20 protein-coding genes are annotated in these 22,284 nt (G+C 42.4%); 7 read left to right on the plus strand and 13 right to left on the minus strand.

Annotated elements, in window-relative coordinates:
* Positions 1-43: 43 nt before the first annotated feature.
* Entirely contained in the window at positions 44-946 is a 903-nt protein-coding gene (locus tag ACJJJB_RS02620; RefSeq protein ID WP_445365686.1) for a LysR family transcriptional regulator ArgP, read from the minus strand.
* A 121-nt stretch (positions 947-1,067) separates the two neighbouring features.
* Between ACJJJB_RS02620 and ACJJJB_RS02625 the strand changes: the two genes are divergently transcribed.
* The gene (locus tag ACJJJB_RS02625; protein WP_020412257.1) at positions 1,068-1,688 is read left to right on the plus strand and encodes a LysE/ArgO family amino acid transporter; all 621 of its coding nucleotides are present in this window, start codon (positions 1,068-1,070) and stop codon (positions 1,686-1,688) included.
* 166 nt (positions 1,689-1,854) lie between these two features.
* Here the strand turns inward: ACJJJB_RS02625 and ACJJJB_RS02630 are convergent, their stop codons facing one another.
* On the minus strand, positions 1,855-2,976 hold the full coding sequence (locus tag ACJJJB_RS02630; protein ID WP_282951400.1) for an acyltransferase family protein: 1,122 nt from the start codon (positions 2,974-2,976) through the stop codon (positions 1,855-1,857).
* 395 nt (positions 2,977-3,371) lie between these two features.
* Positions 3,372-4,214 (minus strand): DUF4396 domain-containing protein, encoded by an 843-nt coding sequence (locus ACJJJB_RS02635; RefSeq protein ID WP_445365687.1) that lies wholly within the window; start codon positions 4,212-4,214, stop codon positions 3,372-3,374.
* Between the two features lie 506 nt (positions 4,215-4,720).
* On the opposite strand from ACJJJB_RS02635, the gene ACJJJB_RS02640 reads away from it, so the two are divergent.
* The gene (locus ACJJJB_RS02640) at positions 4,721-5,371 is read left to right on the plus strand and encodes a class I SAM-dependent methyltransferase (RefSeq protein ID WP_445365688.1); all 651 of its coding nucleotides are present in this window, start codon (positions 4,721-4,723) and stop codon (positions 5,369-5,371) included.
* 216 nt (positions 5,372-5,587) lie between these two features.
* Here the strand turns inward: ACJJJB_RS02640 and ACJJJB_RS02645 are convergent, their stop codons facing one another.
* Positions 5,588-6,613 carry a patatin-like phospholipase family protein gene (locus ACJJJB_RS02645; protein ID WP_445365689.1) on the minus strand — a complete coding sequence of 342 codons (1,026 nt, stop codon included), beginning with the start codon at positions 6,611-6,613 and terminating at the stop codon, positions 5,588-5,590.
* A 586-nt stretch (positions 6,614-7,199) separates the two neighbouring features.
* On the opposite strand from ACJJJB_RS02645, the gene ACJJJB_RS02650 reads away from it, so the two are divergent.
* Positions 7,200-9,143 (plus strand): aconitate hydratase, encoded by a 1,944-nt coding sequence (locus ACJJJB_RS02650; RefSeq protein WP_445366260.1) that lies wholly within the window; start codon positions 7,200-7,202, stop codon positions 9,141-9,143.
* A 68-nt stretch (positions 9,144-9,211) separates the two neighbouring features.
* Here ACJJJB_RS02650 and ACJJJB_RS02655 read toward each other — a convergent pair whose 3' ends face one another.
* The gene (locus tag ACJJJB_RS02655; protein WP_445365690.1) at positions 9,212-10,156 is read right to left on the minus strand and encodes an alpha/beta fold hydrolase; all 945 of its coding nucleotides are present in this window, start codon (positions 10,154-10,156) and stop codon (positions 9,212-9,214) included.
* A gap of 178 nt (positions 10,157-10,334) precedes the next feature.
* On the opposite strand from ACJJJB_RS02655, the gene ACJJJB_RS02660 reads away from it, so the two are divergent.
* Positions 10,335-11,054 (plus strand): helix-turn-helix transcriptional regulator, encoded by a 720-nt coding sequence (locus ACJJJB_RS02660; RefSeq protein WP_445365691.1) that lies wholly within the window; start codon positions 10,335-10,337, stop codon positions 11,052-11,054.
* A gap of 409 nt (positions 11,055-11,463) precedes the next feature.
* On the opposite strand, the gene ACJJJB_RS02665 is transcribed toward ACJJJB_RS02660, so the two are convergent.
* From ACJJJB_RS02665 to csrA, 5 genes are all read right to left on the minus strand, one after another.
* A complete protein-coding gene (locus ACJJJB_RS02665) occupies positions 11,464-11,988 on the minus strand; it encodes a hypothetical protein (RefSeq protein ID WP_282951390.1) in 525 nt (174 codons plus the stop codon).
* Between the two features lie 137 nt (positions 11,989-12,125).
* Entirely contained in the window at positions 12,126-12,599 is a 474-nt protein-coding gene (locus tag ACJJJB_RS02670; RefSeq protein ID WP_445365692.1) for a LabA-like NYN domain-containing protein, read from the minus strand.
* Between the two features lie 608 nt (positions 12,600-13,207).
* Positions 13,208-13,570, minus strand: coding sequence for a hypothetical protein (locus tag ACJJJB_RS02675; protein WP_445365693.1), 363 nt, complete (start codon positions 13,568-13,570; stop codon positions 13,208-13,210).
* Between the two features lie 294 nt (positions 13,571-13,864).
* Positions 13,865-14,185 (minus strand): hypothetical protein, encoded by a 321-nt coding sequence (locus ACJJJB_RS02680; protein ID WP_445365694.1) that lies wholly within the window; start codon positions 14,183-14,185, stop codon positions 13,865-13,867.
* A 564-nt stretch (positions 14,186-14,749) separates the two neighbouring features.
* Positions 14,750-14,938, minus strand: a complete 189-nt coding sequence (csrA, locus tag ACJJJB_RS02685; protein WP_445365695.1) for a carbon storage regulator CsrA — start codon at positions 14,936-14,938, stop codon at positions 14,750-14,752.
* 1,710 nt (positions 14,939-16,648) lie between these two features.
* Between csrA and ACJJJB_RS02690 the strand changes: the two genes are divergently transcribed.
* The 3 genes from ACJJJB_RS02690 to ACJJJB_RS02700 all read left to right on the plus strand — a co-directional run bounded on the left by ACJJJB_RS02690 (position 16,649) and on the right by ACJJJB_RS02700 (position 18,422).
* The gene (locus tag ACJJJB_RS02690) at positions 16,649-16,891 is read left to right on the plus strand and encodes a hypothetical protein (RefSeq protein WP_353376823.1); all 243 of its coding nucleotides are present in this window, start codon (positions 16,649-16,651) and stop codon (positions 16,889-16,891) included.
* A gap of 67 nt (positions 16,892-16,958) precedes the next feature.
* Positions 16,959-17,207: a hypothetical protein gene (locus ACJJJB_RS02695; RefSeq protein WP_020412273.1), complete on the plus strand. Its 249-nt coding sequence runs from the start codon at positions 16,959-16,961 to the stop codon at positions 17,205-17,207.
* Between the two features lie 540 nt (positions 17,208-17,747).
* Positions 17,748-18,422: a DUF7822 domain-containing protein gene (locus ACJJJB_RS02700; protein WP_445365696.1), complete on the plus strand. Its 675-nt coding sequence runs from the start codon at positions 17,748-17,750 to the stop codon at positions 18,420-18,422.
* 633 nt (positions 18,423-19,055) lie between these two features.
* Here the strand turns inward: ACJJJB_RS02700 and ACJJJB_RS02705 are convergent.
* The 3 genes from ACJJJB_RS02705 to ACJJJB_RS02715 all read right to left on the minus strand — a co-directional run bounded on the left by ACJJJB_RS02705 (position 19,056) and on the right by ACJJJB_RS02715 (position 22,275).
* Positions 19,056-19,628 (minus strand): hypothetical protein, encoded by a 573-nt coding sequence (locus ACJJJB_RS02705; protein ID WP_444945514.1) that lies wholly within the window; start codon positions 19,626-19,628, stop codon positions 19,056-19,058.
* A complete protein-coding gene (locus tag ACJJJB_RS02710; RefSeq protein ID WP_444945513.1) occupies positions 19,625-20,248 on the minus strand; it encodes an AHH domain-containing protein in 624 nt (207 codons plus the stop codon). The genes ACJJJB_RS02705 and ACJJJB_RS02710 overlap by 4 nt, the downstream gene beginning before the upstream one ends.
* Positions 20,249-21,207: 959 nt before the next feature.
* Entirely contained in the window at positions 21,208-22,275 is a 1,068-nt protein-coding gene (locus ACJJJB_RS02715) for a hypothetical protein (protein ID WP_445365697.1), read from the minus strand.
* Positions 22,276-22,284 lie beyond the last annotated feature (9 nt).

Raw genomic sequence — 22,284 nt, forward strand, 5'->3', positions numbered from 1 at the left:
AGTATTGATGATAGTTACCTCGATAAAGCCCGGCACCGGTCTCTCACTGGTGCAGGGCCTTGTGAGCAAACTTTGCAAGGGTATTGGTAATTTGCTTGATCAGAGAGGATTTTAGATTCCATACATGCCAGTACAGCGGAATTTTCAGATGTTGATCTGGGGTGAGCTTTATCAGGGTGCCCCTTTTCAGTAAATCGGCAACTTGAATATCCGGTGCCATTCCCCATCCAAGTCCTAAAGTCAGGAAGTTGAGAAAGCCCTTTGAGGATGGGATTTCGTGTGAGGGATACTGTCCTGCCTCAATTCCCCAAAACTGCTTAAGATAACGGCTCTGTAACTGGTCTTTGTAATTGAACTCGACGGCAGGAGCATAGCGAAATTCATCCACATCTACCGGATCGGAGAAGTACTGCTCCTTGAAGGCCTGAGTGCATACCGGGTAGTAGGCCATATGTCCCAGTAGCAGGGACTGGCATCCCTGCAGATTACTGGTTACAGAACTAACACAGCCGATAACTTCACCGTTCTTCAGTAATTCATGGGTGGCATCCTGGTCATCTACCTTCAGGTCTACGAGCAGGTGCTGTGAGCGGATCAAGGGTGTGATGGCTTTTAAAAACCAGGTATCCAGACTGTCCGAATTGAGGGCAATGCGCACCTTGTTTTGGTTGCTATAGCGGGTCTTGCTACCCTCTGGATCGATATCCTCCAGCAGCTCATGTTGCAGCAGGTTCATCTGTTGGTAGTAGCCCATTACTTTCAGGCCGGCTTCCGTTGGACGTAGGGGGGTAGACCTGATCAGCAGGGCCTGACCAATCTGTCCCTCCAGGGCTTTGATACGCTGGGACACCGCAGATTGGCTTACATGAAGCAGTGATGCGGCCTTGTCAAAGCTCTGCTCCTCCACCACAAAGGCGAACGCCTGTAGTTGCTTAAGATCTAGCATAAGATTTTCTTATGATGGCTCAAAATAATTAAATTTACTTATTCTAGCGCCCCTCTTAATCTCTCGCCACTTCCCAGGTCCGCAGGCCCGCGGACAAGACTCAATAGCTACAGGAGGCACCGTGGTTTCGGGTTTGTTACTGGCCCCTATGACAAAGGGCTTTATCACCACTATCAGTTTGATCATGGCGATTGGCGCGCAGAATGCGTATCTACTAACGCAGAGTATTCGTCGCCAGTATCACTACAGTATCGCCGCGCTGTGCGTCTTGATGGACATTGTTCTGATCACCTGTGGTGTTTACCTCGTATCACACCTGGCCCAAGCGGAAGGCAACTGGATGGTCTGGTTGACCTGGTTGGGAGTGGCCTTCCTGGTTGGCTACGGCGCTATGGCATTTCGCTCCGCTTTAACCAATAAAGGGCTTGAGGACAAGAAGGAATGGGTTAAATCGAGACGCTCGGCTCTGATCACCGCGGTAGCGCTGACCCTGCTAAACCCCCATGCCTATGTGGATACCGTAGTGCTGATCGGGTCGGTCGGTGCCCAGTATGCCGGGGAAGGTACTCTGTTCTTCGTGATTGGTGCCTGCAGTGCCTCGGTACTCTGGTTCGCGCTGTTATCAGTAGGTGGCAGTATGATGCAACCGCTGTTTAAGAATCCGAAGACCTGGCGTGTACTGGATGTTCTGGTGGGTATTATGATGTGGTCGATTGCGGCAAGTCTGCTTTGGGCTAGCTAATTTTACAAAAAGTTATCAATCGATGTGAAATTGGGGTCTACCGATTTATCTCGTAGGCCCCTATATAGGCCCTTATAGAAGCTAGACCAGTTTCAACTCCAGTGAAGGGGCACAGTTGTATGGGCCTTCACTAAATATACGGTTTTTCAGAGTATTGGTGAATGGGTTACGTTCTTATGGCAACCTTCTCACTTTCTTGTTGTTGGGCACTCTCCGCATCTTGAGCACTGGTACTTAAAGAGCGCCCCAACTTGACAAATGGCCTTTCAATAAGCCAGTAAATCAAGGTTGCCAGCGCTATACTGGCCAATGTTGTTACAGACAGATAAACGGATAAAGGGAAGCCTGAAAAAACTTGGCCCCAAGGCTGGGATATAGACCATTTCATCACGTATATCATGCATAAGTGAAATAAATAAATGGAATAGCTGATTGTTCCCAGGGTGGCGAAATGTCGTATGGAATTTAAAGGTAATGATATTACTGAGAGGAAAATACCCAGAGCAATCAGGTGCGACAGTCCAAAGCGAACGGGCTCACTACTAATGGAATTACCGAAAAGGTGCAAGCTTAGCACCAGTATAGGGATAGAGAACGTTGAAGCTATAGCCAATACAGCATAGCGATGAAACCTCTTGGTCTCAAAACAGTAACGGAGTAAGGCTCCACAGCACATTACGGCTATACCATAAGGGATATAAGTGATTGTTACCGGTAGTTGTAGCTGTAAAGCTGGTGAGTGTTCGAAAAGCTGTAGACAGATAAATAAAGACAGCGTCGCCCAACAAAGCAATAAAAGGTTCTTTGGATTCCCTAGTAGTTTAAGGGCAAACATCATTGCACATAGTAAGTAGAAAATAAGCTCTGCAGTAAGGGTCCAGTATAACTTCTGCACATTTTCAAAGCCCAGGAGTCCTTGCAGCATAGTGGTATTTGCCAGGACAGCTACTGGCGAGAAAATGTGACCAGCAAATAACCATGTAAAGCTAACTGCGATAATGAGAGAAACCCAGTACGTAGGGTAAAGTCGAAAGAAGCGTCGTATAGCAAAGCACTTTAGAGGGCGATTCGCTTCAAGCAGACTATGAGGAATTACATAGCCAGATAACAAAAAGAAGCAGAGAACACCTATTCTGCCAAAATCCAACTGGCTAATAAAATTAGCGAGGTCTGTCCCATGCAGGGCAATATTAGGTATTTGAATGAATACTTCGCTACTATGCTGCCAAACAACCAAAAGGGCTGCCAGTCCACGTAGGGTATCAAGATTAAGTAAGCGCTTACTCATGGTTGACAGCCTCTATCCCTGGCCAATCGTAAGAAGTTGAACACTTCTTGTTACTACTCTATTACTATTGCCATAAAATGAATTGGCTAAAAGCCAATCAAAAGGCTTATTTTGGTAACTACTTTCCTTTGATACTACCATAAATCAACAAGATGTAGCTCTGTCCAATTTTTTCTTATTGAATGATTATGAGGTTCTCCGATGACTCTTTTTTGCGAAAGAGTTAGTGATAAGAATCAAACTTCTAATCTGATGAATATATTGATAAGTATGTCTCTGACGAATCAAAATTTTCCTTTCGAAATTAAAAAAGAGAAAGTGATGTATGAAAAGAGATCATTTCTTATAACAATATCTTTTCAGCCAAATTTTTAAAAAATGTGGGTCTTTGTTAATCAAAATCGTAGGGGTACAAACTGATTCGTTATTAGAATTGTAAATAGAAGAAAAATAAGGGTGCACGCTACCCAAGTGATTGCAATTGAAAGAGGCAGGGTGCGCATTTTCATACCATGTTCTTTATGGTTCTTATCGGTGGGATGGCTTTCAAGCGAGCAGTGTCCTAAATGAGGTGCAGGCCCATCCCGCCCTGGTAAAGTCATACACCCATGTTTCAAGTGGTTTTTAACCAAGTAATAGTTAATAGGGTAAGCGATTATTCCACCGACGATAGTTGCAAGGCTCATTCGGAACCAAAATGTGGCATTTGTGGGTTCTTCTGATCCGGGCCATAGCGAAGCCAGTATTACCATAGTTGGAATCATTCCTCCCATCACCATATTCATAGAAACAGTCTCGGCGAAGAATGTTTTACGTACAGCTTTTAGATAGCTTCCCTGATACATACCACGCATCATCAGTGCTTGGAAAATAAAGAGCCCGCAGATAAAACCGGCAATGTATTCAATAGTGGCATCCCAGCCATTAGTGAGTCCGAAAATAGGAACTATTGATGCTGCAATCACGATTCCAGTTGCATCGCCAGCCAGGCAATGCATCTCACTGTTTACGCTTTGCTTCCATGTTGCCCAAGTAAAAGCATCGTGGGCGCCAGGAAAAGGCCGACGACAAGTAAGAAGATAGAGTATTAATCCGACAACACCGGTATATACCACCACCAATATCCATGCCATACGTTGTACCCAGCTGGTCGGCGCATTGGTGATGGAATCCCAAACGACAAAGACCACACTTATAGCCGCGAAAATAAACCAGACAAGCATAGCGCCATTTAGCATGCCAGATTCTCTTTAAGGATTAGGCTGATATCTAGTAGTTTAATGGATAGTTACCGGTTTTTGAGAATTTGGATGGGTATTGGCTGTATCCATTCGAAGTTACATATTTATATATCGCACTTACTTTTTCAGGACTATAGTGCAGCAAGATAATCTTGGAAGATATTAGGGTAATACTTGAAGTACTTCAATTGATATAGAGTTATATTTACCTAATTGATCCACCAAATAATTTGGCTTAAGCTTGATCTATTGAAGTTACGTAAGATTAGCTGCTTTTACACTTTGATTTGACCTGGGCTCGTATATTGTTGCTTGGATCATGTTTAGAGAAATTTGATGGTGAGTTATGTGAACAACGCAATAACAGGTTAAAAAATTGTTTGGACGCTAAGCGGCGATGTAAAAAGCAATCGAAAAACTGCTGTTAATTTCTAAATTAATTGCAGTTGTAAGTACATAAGTGCTATTTATGTGCTCTACAATTGGTACTAAATGGAGAATAAATGTCTAAAGATCCTAAACTGGTCGCTGAACAGCTAAGGAAGCCATCTGGTGCTTTAGCTTCAGATACTGCACTGCAGATGAACAAGGCTAATAAAGCAACGAACCTGGCTGCACTAGAATTGCTTAATGTGGTAGATCATGACCATATTCTTGAGATTGGGCCCGGCAATGGCAAGTTTGCAGTAGATGTGCTCCGTAAAGGCTCCAGTATTCGCTATACGGGAATCGATTGGTCCAGTGAAATGGTTGCGAGCGCGAAAACTCTCAATTCTAAACACATTGAATCGGGACAGATGGACTTTAAAGTTGGAACCTCGGAGAGGTTGCCGTTTGCCGACAGCCAATTCGAGAAGGCGATTACTGTCCACACCGTCTACTTTTGGGAATCTCTCAAAAAACATTTATCTGAAATACGCAGAGTACTGGTACCTGAAGGGAAATTTTGTTTAGCTTTTGGTGATAAGTCTTTTATGCAGAGTTTGTCATTCACACCGTTTGGGTTTCAGCTTTTTGATGAAAGCGACATTCGAACTCAATTAATTGAAGCTGGCTTTAGGGTTCTATGTTGTGAAAAGCATATTGAATATGGAGAGAGCAATACTGGTGATCGAGTAGAAAAATTAATAAATATTATTTTATGTGAGGCTTGAGCCGAAAATTATATAGGGTTACAAAAAAATTTGGTGTTGCTGCTGATTGTTTCGGGTATGATTTCAATGAAAATTTGGCAATGAAGCCTCAAGCACAGAGTTGGTATGTTTTGAGCAGTGGTAAAGTCCATGAAAAGGTTGTTAACGCTTGGTCTCTATTTGATAGAGTACTTGAATGATTACTTATTGGCTTAGCTAATTTTGTGTTGATAGGTATCAGTATCCTTGCTCATATTGATGAATATCTTGTGTGTTCAGCAATGTCCGAGCAATGTCATCCAGTAATTTATCATAGTGCTTTGCATTTCTTTCACCAGACTTCTTCAATTCTTTCAAGTTTTTGGGGGATGCATCATCCAATGCGGGATTAGCATCATATAGATCTGGCTGAATTCGGAAGTACTTTGTATTTTCTACAGTAGATGAAATTTGTTTCAGATAATAATGCGTCATTTGGGCTCCGCCACTCAGTGCGATATCTATCGCTGGTCTCGCCCAGTTAAAAATGCCCCAATTTTTGACTTCTTTGTATTTGTAGCTTATTAGCTGTTTACCAGTGCCAAGAGATACAATAATCATATCCTTAATACCACCCACACCGCTAAACTTAATGGCCTCTGAGTAGGCACATAATGCAGGGTCACTGGCTACCATACCGCCGTCTACCAGGATATATTTTTTGTTAACTGGCGGCAGCGAATAAATACGTGCAGGTTCAAAGTAGGTTGGTGCGGCAGTACTGCCTCTTAGTAAATCTCTTACCAAAAAATCTTCATCTCTTATTATGGCGCAGTGTTGCCTAAAGATAACTTGCTCGCGCTTTTTAATATCATAAGAAATGAAACAGGTGGGTTTTAATAGTTTGCTTAGCTTTGTTTTACCAAAATACCTCTTTAATATCTTTTCCAGTTCATGTGTAGAGTATTTTTCTTCCTTAAGTAGTCTCAGCTTGTTCAGGTAAGGCCAGATTCCAGTATCAAACACCTTACCTCCTTCTTTAAGGTAAATATTTACCGCTTCCCGGGCTGAAAATTTGGGCCTTCCCTCCTTGTTTGGACAAATATAGGCCGCGCCTAATATAGCGCCAGTGCTTGTTCCTGCAACCAGATCAAAAAAATCTCCTATTCTGGCGTCGGGATTGCCTGATTTCACTCTCAGCTTGTGTTCAAGAGAAACCAATATCTCACCAGGCAGTATGCCTCTTATCCCCCCTCCATCAATAGATAGGATTCTGATCGCCACTGTTCACTCTCCTAGTCTTTACTAATTGTGTGCGATTCTAGAAAGATAGCACTAGGATCAACAGTTAATGCTTTAAATATCAGAGGTGACTACTGCATATCGAAAGAGTTTGTCGGTACAAAAAATCTTCTTTTTAGCAGTATTTCTGTATGAATAACAGGAATGTATAAATTTTAAAGAAGGTTGGTGCATGCACATAAACGGGTTGGTGGGCAACTATCAGCTTCTTTAAAAGCAAAAAATTTACGCTGACTTTTATAGTTACAGTAAAAATCTTAATAGTTCCTTATTGTCCTCAAGGAATGTACAGCCACAGATTTATCCACAAAACGTGAGGCTGTTGGATATGATCACTTGTTTATTAAAAGGCAAAACAAAAGACCATTATTCATGGCAGGTTTGGAATAGCGCGTTTTCCTATTTTATGAGGCTTAAGGTTATCGGTCCCGTCGCTTAATTAACCATGCAAGTACAGAAGGGTATTTAGAGACACATAGTAACTATCTTAGGTCGGACTACAATGATCAGGGCTAAGAAGCGCCGCAGGTGGAGCTTCCCAGATTAAGGAAGGGTACCCATTATGGCTATGAACCTCGCACATAAACTGATCAAGAGCCATCTCGTGAGCGGTTCATTGGAACCCGGTAGTCCAATAGAGATAAAGATTGATCAGACGCTGGCTCAAGATGGCACCGGCACTCTGGTAATGTTAGAGCTAGAGTCGCTTGGTTTATCGCAAATCAAGACTGAGCTTTCCGCACAGTATGTAGACCATAACCTCCTACAGACGGACTTCAAAAACGCTGATGATCATCTGTTCCTGCAAAGCGCCTGTCGCAAGTTTGGACTTTGGTTCTCACGTCCCGGTAATGGTGTAAGCCACCCGGTACATATGGCTTGCTTTGATATCCCCGGAAAGACGTTACTTGGCGCCGATAGCCATACATGTGCAGCCGGCTCTATGGGCATGCTGGCCATTGGTGCTGGTGGCCTACAGGTGGCCATGGCTATAGCTGGCGTTCCCTTCGCGCTGAAAATGCCGAAAGTGCTCGGCGTAAAGCTTGAGGGTGAATTACCGCCATGGGTCAGTGCCAAAGACATAATCCTGGAAATGTTACGCCGGCAAACAGTGAAGGGCTGTGTGAATAAGATTGTCGAGTATCACGGCCCAGGCCTCGCCAATCTGACCGCGATGGACCGCCATGTGATCGCCAATATGGGGCAGGAGATGGGTACCACTGCCAGTGTCTTTCCTGCCGATGAAGCTGTGAAAGCCTTTCTCAAACAACAGCACCGAGAAAGCGATTATGTAGAAATGAAAGCCGATGAGGGTGCGAGCTATGACGAAGAGGATACTATCAATTTATCTGATCTTGAGCCGCTAATCGCCTGCCCATCCAGTCCAGATAAAGTGGTAACCGTACGTGAGGTGGCGGGGCGCCCTATTTACCAGAGCTATATTGGCTCTTCCGCTAACCCGGGGCTGCGGGATTTCGCCATACCAGCGCGTATTGTCGCAGGTCGTCGTTTAGCCGACGATGTCTCTTTTGATATCAACCCAACCTCGCGCCAATTGCTCGAAGAGCTTAGCCGGAGTGGCGATCTCACAAAACTACTTGAAGTTGGTGCGCGCTTGCACCAAACAGGCTGTGGCGGCTGTATTGGTATGGGGCAAGCTCCCGCCACTGGCCGTATCAGCCTACGAACTGTGCCACGTAATTTCCCCGGTCGATCCGGCACAGCAGATGACCAAGTCTATTTATGCAGCCCTGAAACTGCCACTGCCAGTGCACTGAAGGGCGTGATCACCGATCCTCGTGACCTGGACATGGACTATCCCAGCTTTAGTGAGCCGGAATATCTGCCAGATATAAGACCATTACTTCAACCACCCCAAGAAATCCCTGTAGCAGTTGAGCTGATTAAAGGTCCGAATATCAAACCGTTACCAAACTTTGAAAAGCTTCCGAACATCTTAACGGGCCCTCTATTACTGAAAGCGGGTGACAACGTCTCTACGGATGAAATACTGCCTGCCGGAGCGGAGATTTTACCTTTGCGCTCAAACATACCCGCCATTAGTCGCTATACATTTTCCCGTATCGATGAAAACTTTTACCAGCGGGCAATGAAATTGAATGGTGACTGTTTTGTTGTTGGTGGTGAAAATTATGGGCAAGGCTCCAGCCGTGAACATGCAGCGGTATCTTCACGGTTTCTTGGCGTAAGGTGCATAATCGCAAAAAGCATGGCTCGTATCCATCGCCGTAATCTCATTAATTTTGGTGTGCTGCCACTGCTTTTTGAGAACTTTGATGATTACGACCGACTTGAGCAAGATTCAATTCTTGAGATTGACAAGCCAATAGCACAATTGAAGTCAAACAATTCTGTAAAGCTTTTGATTAAGTCATCTAGCGAGACTATTAATCTGCGCAGTGACCTGTCAGCGGATGAAATCGAGGTGCTAGAGGCTGGTGGCATGATTAATCAAGTACGAGAAAAGTATCTGAGTAACGGGAAATCGTAGATTTTACTACATCCATAAATTACTCAGATAATTTCAGAGATATTTTTTATATCAAATGGGCTTTTGCGCTAAGTGGCATCCTGTTGCTCTAGCCACTTTAAAATTATCTGATTTGTTTCTTCAGGTTTCTCCTGTTGAATCCAATGGCCGCAGTCGAGGCTGATTATATCAACATTGGGAACGAATTCTTTTAGGTTTTGGGCTTTGGGAATCAAGTCTCGATCGCCGTAAATCATGAGTGCTGGCTTTTGAATGATTGGGTCTACATCTGCCAAGATCTGCCAATTGCGATCAAGATTTCTGTACCAATTTATACTGCTCATGAACCCTGTTTTCTCAAATGCGGAAATAAAAACAGCCAGTTCTTTATCACTCATTAAGGGCTCGCCAAGTGGCGTTTCTGCTCTGGCGAGATCGATCATCATCATTCCAGGCTCTGGTGGTGCTGGAGCTACGTTCTTGCGGAATATATTGCGAAGGAACTGTGAAGTATTTGCGTCTAACACAGTGTCCGCGATGCCTGGCTGTCGGTTAAAGTGAACAATGTAATAGTCGCTTCCTAGAAATTCCTCCATAAACTCGACCCAAGGCTTTTCTGTGCGAGCCTGGTAGGGTAAGGCCATATTTATAACTTTATTTACCCGGGTTGGATGTAATAGCGCAAGCCCCCAAACCACCATTGCCCCCCAATCATGGCCGATAAAGGTAGCATCTTTGTATCCATAGTGGTCAAGCAGTGCGACGAGGTCATCCGACAAGTTTTTAATGTCATAGTCAGTTACGTCGGCAGGACGGGATGAATTGCCATAACCACGCTGGTTTGGAACGATAACGTGGTAGCCGGCTGCGGCAAGTACTGGCACCTGATGGCGCCAAGAATAGGCATGCTCTGGCCAGCCGTGACAAAGCACAATTGGGTTTTCCGTACTCTGCTGGCCTGCTTCAAAGACTTCTAACTCAACGCCGTTGATTGAAATAAGAGTGGGCTTAGGGAAATCGGTTAGATTAAACAATTTATTTCTCCTTTCTTGGATGGCTCAAGTAACGCCGCATATACCGGATGGACCCTTTCTTTCCCTTGGGATTACGGGTGTGCGTTGCAATTTCAGAACTCCTTTGCTGAAATGAACGGCCATAGATTAAAATCCAATGGTGCCAAATAATGTCACCATTTAATCATATTCTTACAAAATGAGTGTTCGCCTTCGACAAGACGCCATCGTGCGCAGCCTTCGCCGAAATGGTACTTCTACGATTGCTGACCTAGCAGAAGAGGTCGGTGTATCCAGGCGTACAGTGTTGCGTGACATTAGCGCACTGCGCGATGAGGGCTTTGTTATTCATTCTGAACCCGGTCCTGGGGGCGGCCTGCAACTAGACCCGCAATCGGTTCAAACCACAGCGCGTCTCTCGGTTGCCGAAGTCTTTGCTCTTCTTATCAGTGTTGCATCAATGCGTGCGGCTGGGAATTTACCTTTTTCAGGTCTTGCAGATGCCGGCCTTGCCAAAATAGAGAAAGCTTTGCCACCGGACAAAGTGCGTGACTTACGCCGGTTTTTGGACTGCTTATATATCGGTAAGCTTTCACCGCAGGTAGACATCTCAAATATCCAAGAGATGGAGCCCGCCCTGCTACCCACTTTTGAGGCAGCTTTTCTCCAACGGCTACAACTAAGTTTCCAGTACTGTGATGCAAAGGGGGCTGTAACCAGCAGGGTTGTTGAGCCACAAGCTATGCTCATTTTACCACCACTATGGTATTTGGTAGCTTGGGATCCCGCACGCAAAGACTTTCGTCATTTTCGAATGGACAGAATCAGTAAGCCGGAATATCTTGAAGGCAAAACATTTCGGCGCCGACATGTATTATTCGAAGATAGTGTCTCCCCAATTCGCCATTTATCTCGCTAATCTTATTCGTTATGAAAGACAAAATGGTGTCTTAAGCCAGACTCATTTTGCCAGAGCTAAGTGAGATATCGATATAAAATGGGTGTATTAATACTCACCACTTAAAATATATTTCAATATATTTTGTCGATTGAGGTCGCTAGAAAATAATTAGTAGCTGTGATTATACCAGCTCATGATTAAGTTAATCGAGTATCAGTAACGAATTTGCAAGGGCATTTATATTGAGTTATTTACATACACCAATATCTTTATTGGTTGCTTTTTCCTGCTATCTAATTCCGCTTCGCGGTTGATGATCGGGAAATAATACGAGATTTTTAATAGATGTAACCTGATTAAAGTAGGGGGTTTGTTCAGGGTTCTCTGTATCTATGCTTAATCGGTCAACGACTGCCCAATCACGCGGCTATGGAGCTTGTGCCGGAATCTTATAGATCACATATTGGCGCCCACGGTACTCTATACCTTTTGATAGATAAAGCCATCTAGATACGGCGACTTCCATGGGTTTGTCCCACGCTTTGTTTGAGGAACCTTCGATCTTTATTTTTCTGGGAATGAGTCCTCTACCTTCTGATTTCGGAATCTCTGCTAATTCAAACGAAACCACTATACATGCTGGTAAGTACTTGCCATTACCTTTAGGAAGCACAGGTATGGTCTTTATTGTTGGCTTGGCCTTAGATTCTGGTATATCAAGATCTAAGTTTGGGCAAACATCTACATTCTCAGTTGCTTGAGTAACCATGGAGAAGAGGATTAAACCTGTAATCAGTAAATTCTTCACTTTGTTAGGTCCTTGACTAGAGCGTACTAATCGGTAGTCTGTATGAAGCCAGCTGGAAGTACTTTTTCTTTGTCCTCCAGGATAGAGTTTTATCCTTAAATTACAAAATTGGAAAGGATGTTGCTTTGAGCGCAATTGTTTCAAATGAGTTGCTAATCATATGTATATTTCACATTGACCAGTTATCGCTTGATGTAGCGTATTAGCCCTCATTAAGAAGAAAAGAGCGCAGTAGATGACTACAGGTGCATATGAGAGCCATCTACTGTTTTAGATAGTAATTAGAGTAACAGCTTATTTTCAATTGGGGTGAATTTACTCGCTGCATTAACCAAAGAGGCAGCTGTCAACTCTGGTACGCCATATACTTCAACTTTCTTGCCTCGGTCTAATCTAAGGTTATGAGCAAGAATGTCAAAGTCACCATCTCCCGAGACTAAAACTATAGTATCTACCAGGTTTGAGTATTCTATGGCGTCAATAGTTATCCCTACATCCCAATCACCCTTGGCGGAGCCATCGGACCTTTGCGTAAAGGGTTTTAATTTCACTTCAAAACCAATAGATCTCAAGATATTTTGAAATTCATACTGTTTTCTATCGCCACGGTCGATGGCATAAGCCGCCGCCTTAACCACTTCTCTTCCACTCGTCACTTCGGACCAAAACTTATTGTAATCAAAGTTTCGTTTATAGATTTGCCTGCATGTGTAATAAACATTTTGCACATCAACAAGTATGGCAATTTTTTCCATTTGAGAATCCAGTAATATTGAGAGGCCTAATACACAAACAGCGATATGACCTGCGGCCTCTTTTGTACACACTTTATGCTGCTAGCTTTTCATATTCAAGTGACAATTTTTTACCAAGGCCTGGGTATAGCTACTCTCGGCTATCACGCTTGGCTACTTGGAATAGGGTGCCTGTCCTGATATTTATGCTGATACCCTTATAAGGTATCCAATCTAAGCGTATGAAATTGCTACTGCCATTAGAGAGTGCAGTATCGAGAAGTGAGATGTCACTTACCCGCTGGTCAGCAACTCTTAGGTAATACACTGGCTAAATTCAATCACCCTATTTGAGTATCCGCGTGAGATTCTACATAGGGAGTGTGAAAGTGCCTCTCAGCGATTTTACTCGTAAAATTGCCGAGTTACATAAGGTGATTCTGTTGGGTGACTTAACGGGGAGGTGGGTGCATCTGATAATGTAGATAGCCTCAAATGACCGATGCTATTCCGAAGCTAGAGGCCGCGAGTGCATCGATTCATGATCTAGTTTGTCAAGCTACTGTCTGGTTAGCACTATTCAACGATTAAGAGCAGCCTCTCATAATCATTTGCAGTTGTATGAACAATCAAAACTCGAGCTTTGCTACATGCATATTGATTCTAATTGTAGCTCCTCTATTTCCAAGGTTATTACCGGATTTATACTTTAGATTTCTAGAATCAGTAACAACTGAAGAGGCCCCACCATCTTTTAACGCTTGGTGTAGATCTTGTTGAGAAATCTTTGGATTAATATTGGCGCTATACACATGGAGATTGACTTCATTATTTATACCGAAGTGTCTGCATGCTTCCATGATAGCTTCAGTTGTTGCTCTATATAAATCTTTATTTAGCTTCACCAAGAGGCTGAGTTCCAGGCTTGCTTCCCCCTCAGCATTCAGATTTTTGACATAGACATTGCTAAGAATATCCCTTGGCTCAATCATATAGAACTGAGAGGCTACGGTTACTGCATCAATAATATGATGCGGGTTAGTACCATCTATACCAAATATCCATATTTCATTATCAATTAAAGCCGCCTCTTTTATGCTCGTTTTAAGGCGCGGATAAATGGTGAAACATTGACGGCGTACTTAGTTTTCCAGACTGATAATGAATCAAAAGCAGTACGAAGAACATACTGTCACTCTTGTATTCCATTTAAGATTAGTGTTGCATCAGTTTATATTTGCTAGCCTGACTTCCCTCGGCTATTGTCATTGCTCTCTTTGACACAATTAATCATCCAATGAAAGCTCTGATGCAAAACAGCCGAATACGATCTCCCCAGTCTGCTTGGCTTCCTCATAGGACTCCTTGGTCTCGTAATCTTCATCAGCTTCTGTATCCCACTGCTGGCTATCATATGTAGCTACCCTGGAAACCTCCTCCACTAACATGAAGTCTTCTTCAAGTGCGGCGGTCAATCGAGCTACAGCATTTTCTCTAGATTCGTCCGGAACAATAGAGCGACCAAAATAGAAAGTGCTACCATCTTGGGGTAACGAGCTTTGTGGCAAAACTTTTACTTTAGTATCAATTACCCAGAAAATAGACATATACATCCCTCTTGATATTGCAGGTGTGGAATTAAAACACCAAATAGTACATAAATTATCTAGTGATATTTCAACCAGATCAATAACATCCTCTTGCAGCTTGGGATTTATATATATCAAATTTATTCAATTATCCTTGCCGCTAGGCAGTCTCATCGTTTGTAGCATTGGGGTCGAATACCTTAAAAAAGTGTTTAATCAATAGGCCCTGCCTGTAGATAAAAAGCGGAGTATATTTGCCATTGGTTGCCAGAGTGGTAGCAATCCGTGGCCCAATGAAAGTGGCAGAATCAGCAAAAGAGTTCCGTCACCGTTATGAACCGGATATATTTAATTGATCACTGAATATAAACCTGATGATCGCTCGCATGGTAAACTACCCCCTGTGGGTGCCCGCGTTGCGGGCTTCTGAGGGGCGTAGTCTCAAGGCCAATGTTTCCCTTCCTGGGTGTATACTGGTAAGGAATATCCATTGGAATCTAATACAGAACTATAAAACCGTAGAGCTATTCTCTATGGAAGTTAGATTCATGGAGTAGCCGCGTTACAGAAAGAATCCGCCTCTCAACGATCTTCACTCTCTATCTCTCGTTCTTTCTGGATGCGCATATAGATTTCTTCACGGTGAACGGGCAGGGATTTGGGAGCCTCTATCCCCATTCTCACATGATTGCCTTTAATATCCAAAACTACGATTGAGACGTTTGCTCCAATCCTGAGGTTTTGGCCAATCCGACGAGTTAAAATTAACATATCCATTTCCTATTGATACTTAAACCATGGGGAGACCTTCCGCTGTGGGAAAGCTAAGAAAGTGACGTTTTTAGGCAGTACAAGGTGGGGCGCGGGAACGATAGGCGTAAAAGTAGAAAAGGCGGATACAACGCTGCCAGAACCTGAAAAAGCCTTTCAAGTTACTGAATGTGCTCCACTTTATTGAAGACGAGCGGGTTTCTAGCGTATCATCCATTACAGCCATTTTGATAGGTTGCTTATCAATTTGGTTAGCTGGCCCCTGGTGTTGGTAGCACCTTGGGTCAGCGCCTTTTACTTACTTTTATGTCACGCTACCGTTCTCCTTTGCGAGATTGGGCCATATAGAAAGTTTTGAGCCTTTTGATTCCGAGTTATTCGCTAATATAAGCTTGCTCAGTTATGGCCCAAAATACCGATAAATATCTATTTACCTTACGCATTTTTGACACTGAAAACAATCTTAATAAATTCCAATAAGATCATTTTGGTGCCTATCTTCCTATATGCATTTGCTATTGCACGGTTTGTAGATTATTGGCCTGATCCAGGCTTGATTACTACTGTTAGATTTACATTCGGAAGAGGTTGGGTGGACCAAGATAACTGGAATCAGTAATCTAAATTTTAAATGCACTCCATGATTTATTGGGTAGATAAGAATTTATAGAATCTATTGCATAGCTTCTATACTGCTGGGCCAATTTATGGCTGCTTGCTATGCAACTAGATTGTGTTCTGCGTTTAATGAGGTGTTTAGTGGTTAGCTAATTAAAGTATTCTTATTTCAATTCTAAGTTACCGAAGCTAAAAGATCGGAGAAGGCTTATTCAGCTGCTCAGTTTAAAGTGATGATCCAGCGGATGTTTTCACTTACGAACATTTTAAATATGGAAGAGTTGAGTAATAGAGAGATAGAAAACTGATTGTTGAAAGTCAAACAACCAATCAGAAAATTGAGTACTTTGGGTAAAGACTGCTCCCTGTTTGGTGCAAAATGTTGGAAATATGATTTCCGCCTTTTTCAGAGCAAGAAATTAATGGTATCGAACAACAGTACAATATTTTTCTACCGCAGTAATTTCGAGACTTTTTACTAGAGATTGGCATTGGGGAAGTCGGCTGCGGTATTGAATTTATGTTGGTAATTCATGGCCCCATCGTAGGGAAGTGTGGATAACCCGGAGCTACCGTGAACCACAGTCATTCTCTATCAGCTATCTGGGTTAGTATGAAGCTGGCTGGCTAATAGTCTTCAGATGTTAGAGGCACAGCATCCACTTTTAAAGACTGACCGCCAAAGCACCTCCAGATGATTAAAGTCAATCCTTTGAGCCTGATAGTCAACTAGACCCACATCTACGAGTATATCTACTCCGAACGCCAGAGCGGATTGGACAATCTGGTCCATGCACTACTTACTGCTGATTCTTTGGTTAACGCCTATCTGATTATTATTTGAGCAAAAGAGATCGCTGATCAAATTTTGTACTGTACATAGTGGATAACCTGATAAAGGTAACCAGCGCTATTACCGCCATTGTGGCGGAGTACGCGTACCGCACTACAGACAGCGACAACCCGATAATGACCAAAATGCCGGCTAGGCCGGGGCTTCACTGGGTAGAGGGGCACGCTGGCTATCTTGACAGGTCCTGAGCCCTGTATCATATACTGTATGAGTATACAGTATTGTGCTTGGAGGTAGTCATGGGAACCAAAAACATCATTTTCGACGGAGAGCCGATCCGGATATGCCGCTATCGGTCGGACTATGACAACCGACCAATGTACGCCATCTGCATCCTTAACTATACAAAGTACGTACGCAGCTTTTCGGTTTCTGTGGGTGTGAATTTGCGTGAAGAACTGGAGCTGACACTAAGGCAGATGCGGGAAGTTGAGCGCAGTATGGCTTGGTTGGAATCAGAATTTAATGAGTTGAGTGCTTAATCTGGGTCGCTCTAAGCACTATTGAATGGCTAGCGGATGGCCAGGGAAACTTAACCGGAGAAAGGACATGGGAAGAACGATCAATAGGTTTGCAATCTTTGCCGAGCGTATTCATTTAATGAATGGCGGTGCAAAAAGTTTTAGAGGCTCCGCTCCAACTGATGAGGCGGCAATGGAGCTAGCAGCGGAAATTGCTAAATCCGAGAAAGCGGAGTTTTATTCCTGGCTGCAAATCCTTGATATTGTAACTGGGAACTATACCGAGTACTCAATCAAGAGAGGTGGTGTACTGGAGGAGAGGGAGTGCCAAGAATAACAAGTGCTTGCTAATTAGGGGGTGCTGCCCTCGTGACAGTCTTAGACTCGATGAATAAGGAGAAGGGGTGCGAGCGTATCGGAAAAGGTGATTGCTGGATTATAAGAATGGTGAGAGTCTTTTATAGTTTAAGCTAAGGCAGATCCTGGTTTGAAACAATTCTGGATGAATAGCATTGGTTACCAATGGTTAAGTTAACTGGTTCTGCAGCGATGCGGTTAGATAAATTCAGAGTAGTAATTGATTAAAATCAATTCGATATTGGAAAAGTGCTTTACACATAATGAGAAACATAGTGGTGGTAGAATGTAGATCCTATAGTGTTAGGGTATTTGTGGATATCTACAATTAACACACCTGATCGGGTTTTATGAGCAGGTTGCTGGCTATTAATAACCAATCGACTGCGTGTTTACAGAAAAATAATTTCACTTTCGGCTTGCTCTACTCAGGAAGTTGCCATCTAATAGTTTGCATATCCAGAAGGGGCATAACGCGATAAAGCTATGCTGTTGCTGGTATTTATAGGGAGTATCAAAAATGGCAAACCGTTCTTATCTTTACAGTCTTAGCAACCAACCAAAATCCTACTCAGACCGCCCCGACACTATCTCGGGCTTATCTGAATGGCCATACAATATCCCCTTCACTTATCGTGTGCTCATGTCTGGGAACCCAAAACTGTGTGCATCACTGGTATCAGATGGCTTTGATAATGATTCGCCCGATAATAAAACTCAGCTTTATGCTATCAGTAGTGACTTTGAGACAGGATTCGCGCGGTTAAAAAAATTTATTGAGGTTCTGCGAGTGATCGGGAAAGAGATTGATGGCCTGCAGGAATCAATGCTTAATGAAACATTAGAATTTCTTGAAGAACATAAGGATAGTTATCTACTACTTGAGACTATCGAGCTGGACTGCATGGATGAAAGTGAGGAAGCAGTCCTGCGTGGCTACGTTGAAGGCGAAATTAGCGCTTGCCGTGAAGCTGGATCTGCGATTGATGCGCTGCCAGAAGACCCAGAGGTAGCTGCTGGTATTGTAATAAATGCAGCGAAAAACAAGTCAGAGGCTGCCCCAAGTGCATTTTACGGCCTCCAGTTCAATGATAAGTTTGACGATATTGAGAGTGAGCCACCTTTAGGTCTGTACTGGAGTGATATTCTTTATTATGAATTAGAAAATAAAGAGGAATTTGAGGAGGCTCTTTGATAAGTGAGTGGGGGGCTTTAACTCCTTGAGTAGAAAACTTTAGAAGGGACCTTCTGCCACTTGTGTAGCTATCAGGCCTAGGAGATCTTTAGATTGATGTCCAAATTTCTGTAGAACAATAGCGTCACTTCGGGGCGATCATAGAGGGGGCGGTTATCTTTCAAGGCACATACTCAACAAAGGAAATATAGAACTTTCTAAATTTCCTTTACTTTTCCTTGATCATGCACCCAATGATACAAAGGGAAGGTGGCTGTATTTTTAAGTGATTCCATTTTATTGCAGGCGTGGAGGCCTGATAGTGATGTCGAAATGCGCTAAGTGGAGGAAAGAAGGCACTGGCAATCGCACAAACCATATACCCAGCATTTTTTAGCAGAGAAATACCATACCGCCCCAGCTAAACCTCTAAAGTAGTATTCATAGTTTTGATTTAGATAGGGCCGGTGCTTTGGTGAAATATCCAGCGGCTAAAGGGTAGGAGGAGTATTTCGGGAAACAGTAACTTGCTTCCTAGTATCTAGATATCAACTGCTCCAACCTATTAGCAATAAATAGTGCTCTATATGAAAGGGTAGAATCTTCAGTCCAGTTAAGTGCTCTCCGCCTACAAGCAGTCATAGTTTTTACAGTTTAATGCGTACTTCTCATACCTAACTCTTCAGGGAATGGATTACCTACATCAATAGAGAAGTTAATGCCTGTAAGATTGTTACTTTCAATAATGTTTTTCAGTTCGTCATTACAAAAGTAACCATTAAAGTCAATTTCAGCCTTAAAGATTGAAATTTCTTCTATATTATTTTCGTTAAATTCAATTGAAAATCTGTCATTCAGGGGGTCATGAATACTAAGCTTCTCATCTGTTTTTACTGTTGTTAAGCCGTTAAAAATATACCCTTTTTTACCTTCAAATGTTATGGGTAAAAACTCCCCAAATTTTGAAAGCTTATCTTTTAATAGGTTGTATGCTTTTTCGCTAAGAAAAAGTTTGCCCACATTTAAGGAAATATCAGGAATTTCTTTTTTCTTTCCACCAAAAGCATCATCAAAACCAACTTCCATTGGTTGCCATTCATTTTGGTATGGGAATGGCCTTTCATCCATGTAGAAGTCGGTATCTTCCCCAAGGGCTTCGCGGGCTTTGTCACCGTCAAAGGTAACCATTAAATAGTCTTTAATGTTTGGGTGAATACGATAAATCAAGGCTGATACTCCTTTGAGGCTGGAAGCATCACGTAAGGAGGGAAGGAACTTGTTTTTAATGAATTTTCAATCATTGAAAGTTGAAACCTTAAATGGCTTTGATCTTTTGTTATTGACATTTTGATATAGCTGGAAAGCCAGAAGTAATAGTTATTTCTGTGTATTCGGCTGTGCGGAACTGCATCTTTTAAACTCCTTGGCATTAACATCTTAGCAGCGGTGTTTTCCGGTAGCCAACAACCATTATCGGGATCATCAATTCTAAGTTTAAATTTTGCCAATACAGCTCTTAATGTGACCGCTTTGGGGTGTGCCCCAGAAACAATGGCATGAGCATGGCATTTGGGGTGGGGCTTGGAATCATTAGATAAGGCCATCCTTTCGCCAAGGTTTTGCGAGATGTGAGCTTCCTTCTCTAATTCAGAACGGCTCATACCTAAGCCATCCAATATATAGCCAAGCATTTTCGCTATTCCATCCTCAACTTGCCCGACTACCAAAACGGCATTCAAATCTGCCTCTGTAGGGTTTTCCTTATTGGAAAATTTTTCAATGGCTAATTCTGTGCGACTCTTAAAAGCATGAGGCTTTTCAAGAAGGAGTCCGTGTGGAGGTAGCATAATCAATTATTCCGTTAATGATTAAGGTATTGTCAGATTATATCTTACTATTTTGTAGTGCAGTTGATAATTTGAGGCAGATTTGAAATGTCAATCAATTGGGACGATTGTTATATATTCCGGCTGGAAGAACTTCTATTGTCGAGATAATTTTAACGATAATGAGACCACGATTGAGAGCAGTATCACAAAATCAAGGAGCGGTAAGGTCCGCTTTTGTTGGTGGCTGGAGTGGAATTTAAACGCGCACGATGATGCATATCATTGTATTTAGAAGCCATCAGAGTTACCCAAACACTAAACAACTTCTATATAAATCAATATTTTGCCTGAAACTTGAACTCCTCTGTGATCCACCAAGGTTTTTCCGTTGACAATGCTCGGCCCAATTAGGACTTTCCGCTAGTCGCCACCCTGGTAATGGGCAGAAGCCAACCCAAGAGGCGGCAATTAATGGGTACAAGAGCAGTGCGGATGGGTTGTGTGTTAGCCTTGGGATGGTATTGGGATGAAATAGTATCCTTGAAATGGGCACACGCTGGAATGTGCCTATTTTCTATGGTTTTATTAGTATGTATAGATACCATCGATTTTAGGGTAGGTTTTTCCATTATATTCAATACAGTCTCTTACCCATACATCTATTTCTTTGTTAGACATTTTGGAAGCTAGTAATGCACTATATAATTCTGAATGAGAAGGATTCTCCTTTTCTAGAATCAAATAATTAGAAGCAGAACAGTTATCTGGATTGTCCCAGGAACCATTTTCCCTAGCAACTAAAAGTAAGCCATTTGAACTGCCATTAAATAAAAAAGATATTTTTGCTTTACCACTATGGCCTGACGAATAAGCATCTAAGCTAATAGTGATTGATACTGATAAAATAAATAAACGAATGAATATTAAATAATCCCAATTATGTTTACTGCTGATAATGGGGGCGAAGAGTAGCGAGATTAGGTTACTACTTCGGAGGTGGATTGCTTGGTTACTCTTTTTCCTAGCTCTACGGTGTTTGCATTATTGGGATCAGAAAAAATATAGTTTAGAGCCTCATTTCCTTTTCTTAACTGGTCATGATGCTTCAAGTTTTCTATTCTTCCGTAAAGACTGCCTATACCATTTGTATTCTCGGAGACTCTTTCCTCACTCGCTGACAAACCTAGCAGTCCATTAACAGTGATGGCGAACGTATCTTGAATTATGTTTAGATTTACACCGGCTAGACCATATTTTTCATAGCTCCGTATCGCCGAAATATTTAAGAGTTGATAAAGTTCCTTTATCTTGTTGATCTGATTTTCGATTTCCTCAATTGAGACTTGCCCAGCGTTAATGAAACTCGTCTCTGCGTCACTGAGGCTTCTTAAGATTTCCATTGCCTTAAGTAAGCTGGACTCTCCTTTGCCTTCGTTTCCTAGTAATATTTTAAAGTTGGAGATGCGGCTATTAGGGAAGCATGCTTTATATAATTCTGTCTTATCCGTGAAAGCAACCCTCTGATCTTGCTCTATTCGTCCGAGTAATTTTTGGTATCTCTCATTATGATCTAGGTAATTTGAATAGGAGCTGTTTCTTTTTTCGTGTTCCCAGAGGCGATTACCATGGTTAATTTGTTTGGCCGTTTGTTCGCTGCGAAAAATTAAGGCAATTATACCGAGTATTGCTAATAACCCTGTGCATAATTTAATGACCGGTGAGAAATATGAAAGTAGATTTTTAATGCCACCTATTGAAAGTTGCACTTCATACTGAGGGCTGCTTCCCAATGTTTGGTATGCAAGAATGCCGCTAATGATCAGGGTTGCTAAGAATATTGTTATGGCGCTGAAAAATAGTAGGTCAGTAAATAAAGAATATTCCCATAGGGACGGTTCGTTATCATCTGCTTTATTTTCATTCTTAGGGAGAAAACTTTTAAACTTAATGTGTGCTGTCTTTATCATTTTTTTTATTACCCTGTACACCATGAAGCAGGCTACAACGAGCGCAATAACAAAAATCGCTAACCTTAATAATGACATGGCTACTAT

This window comes from Microbulbifer variabilis (assembly GCF_052468405.1).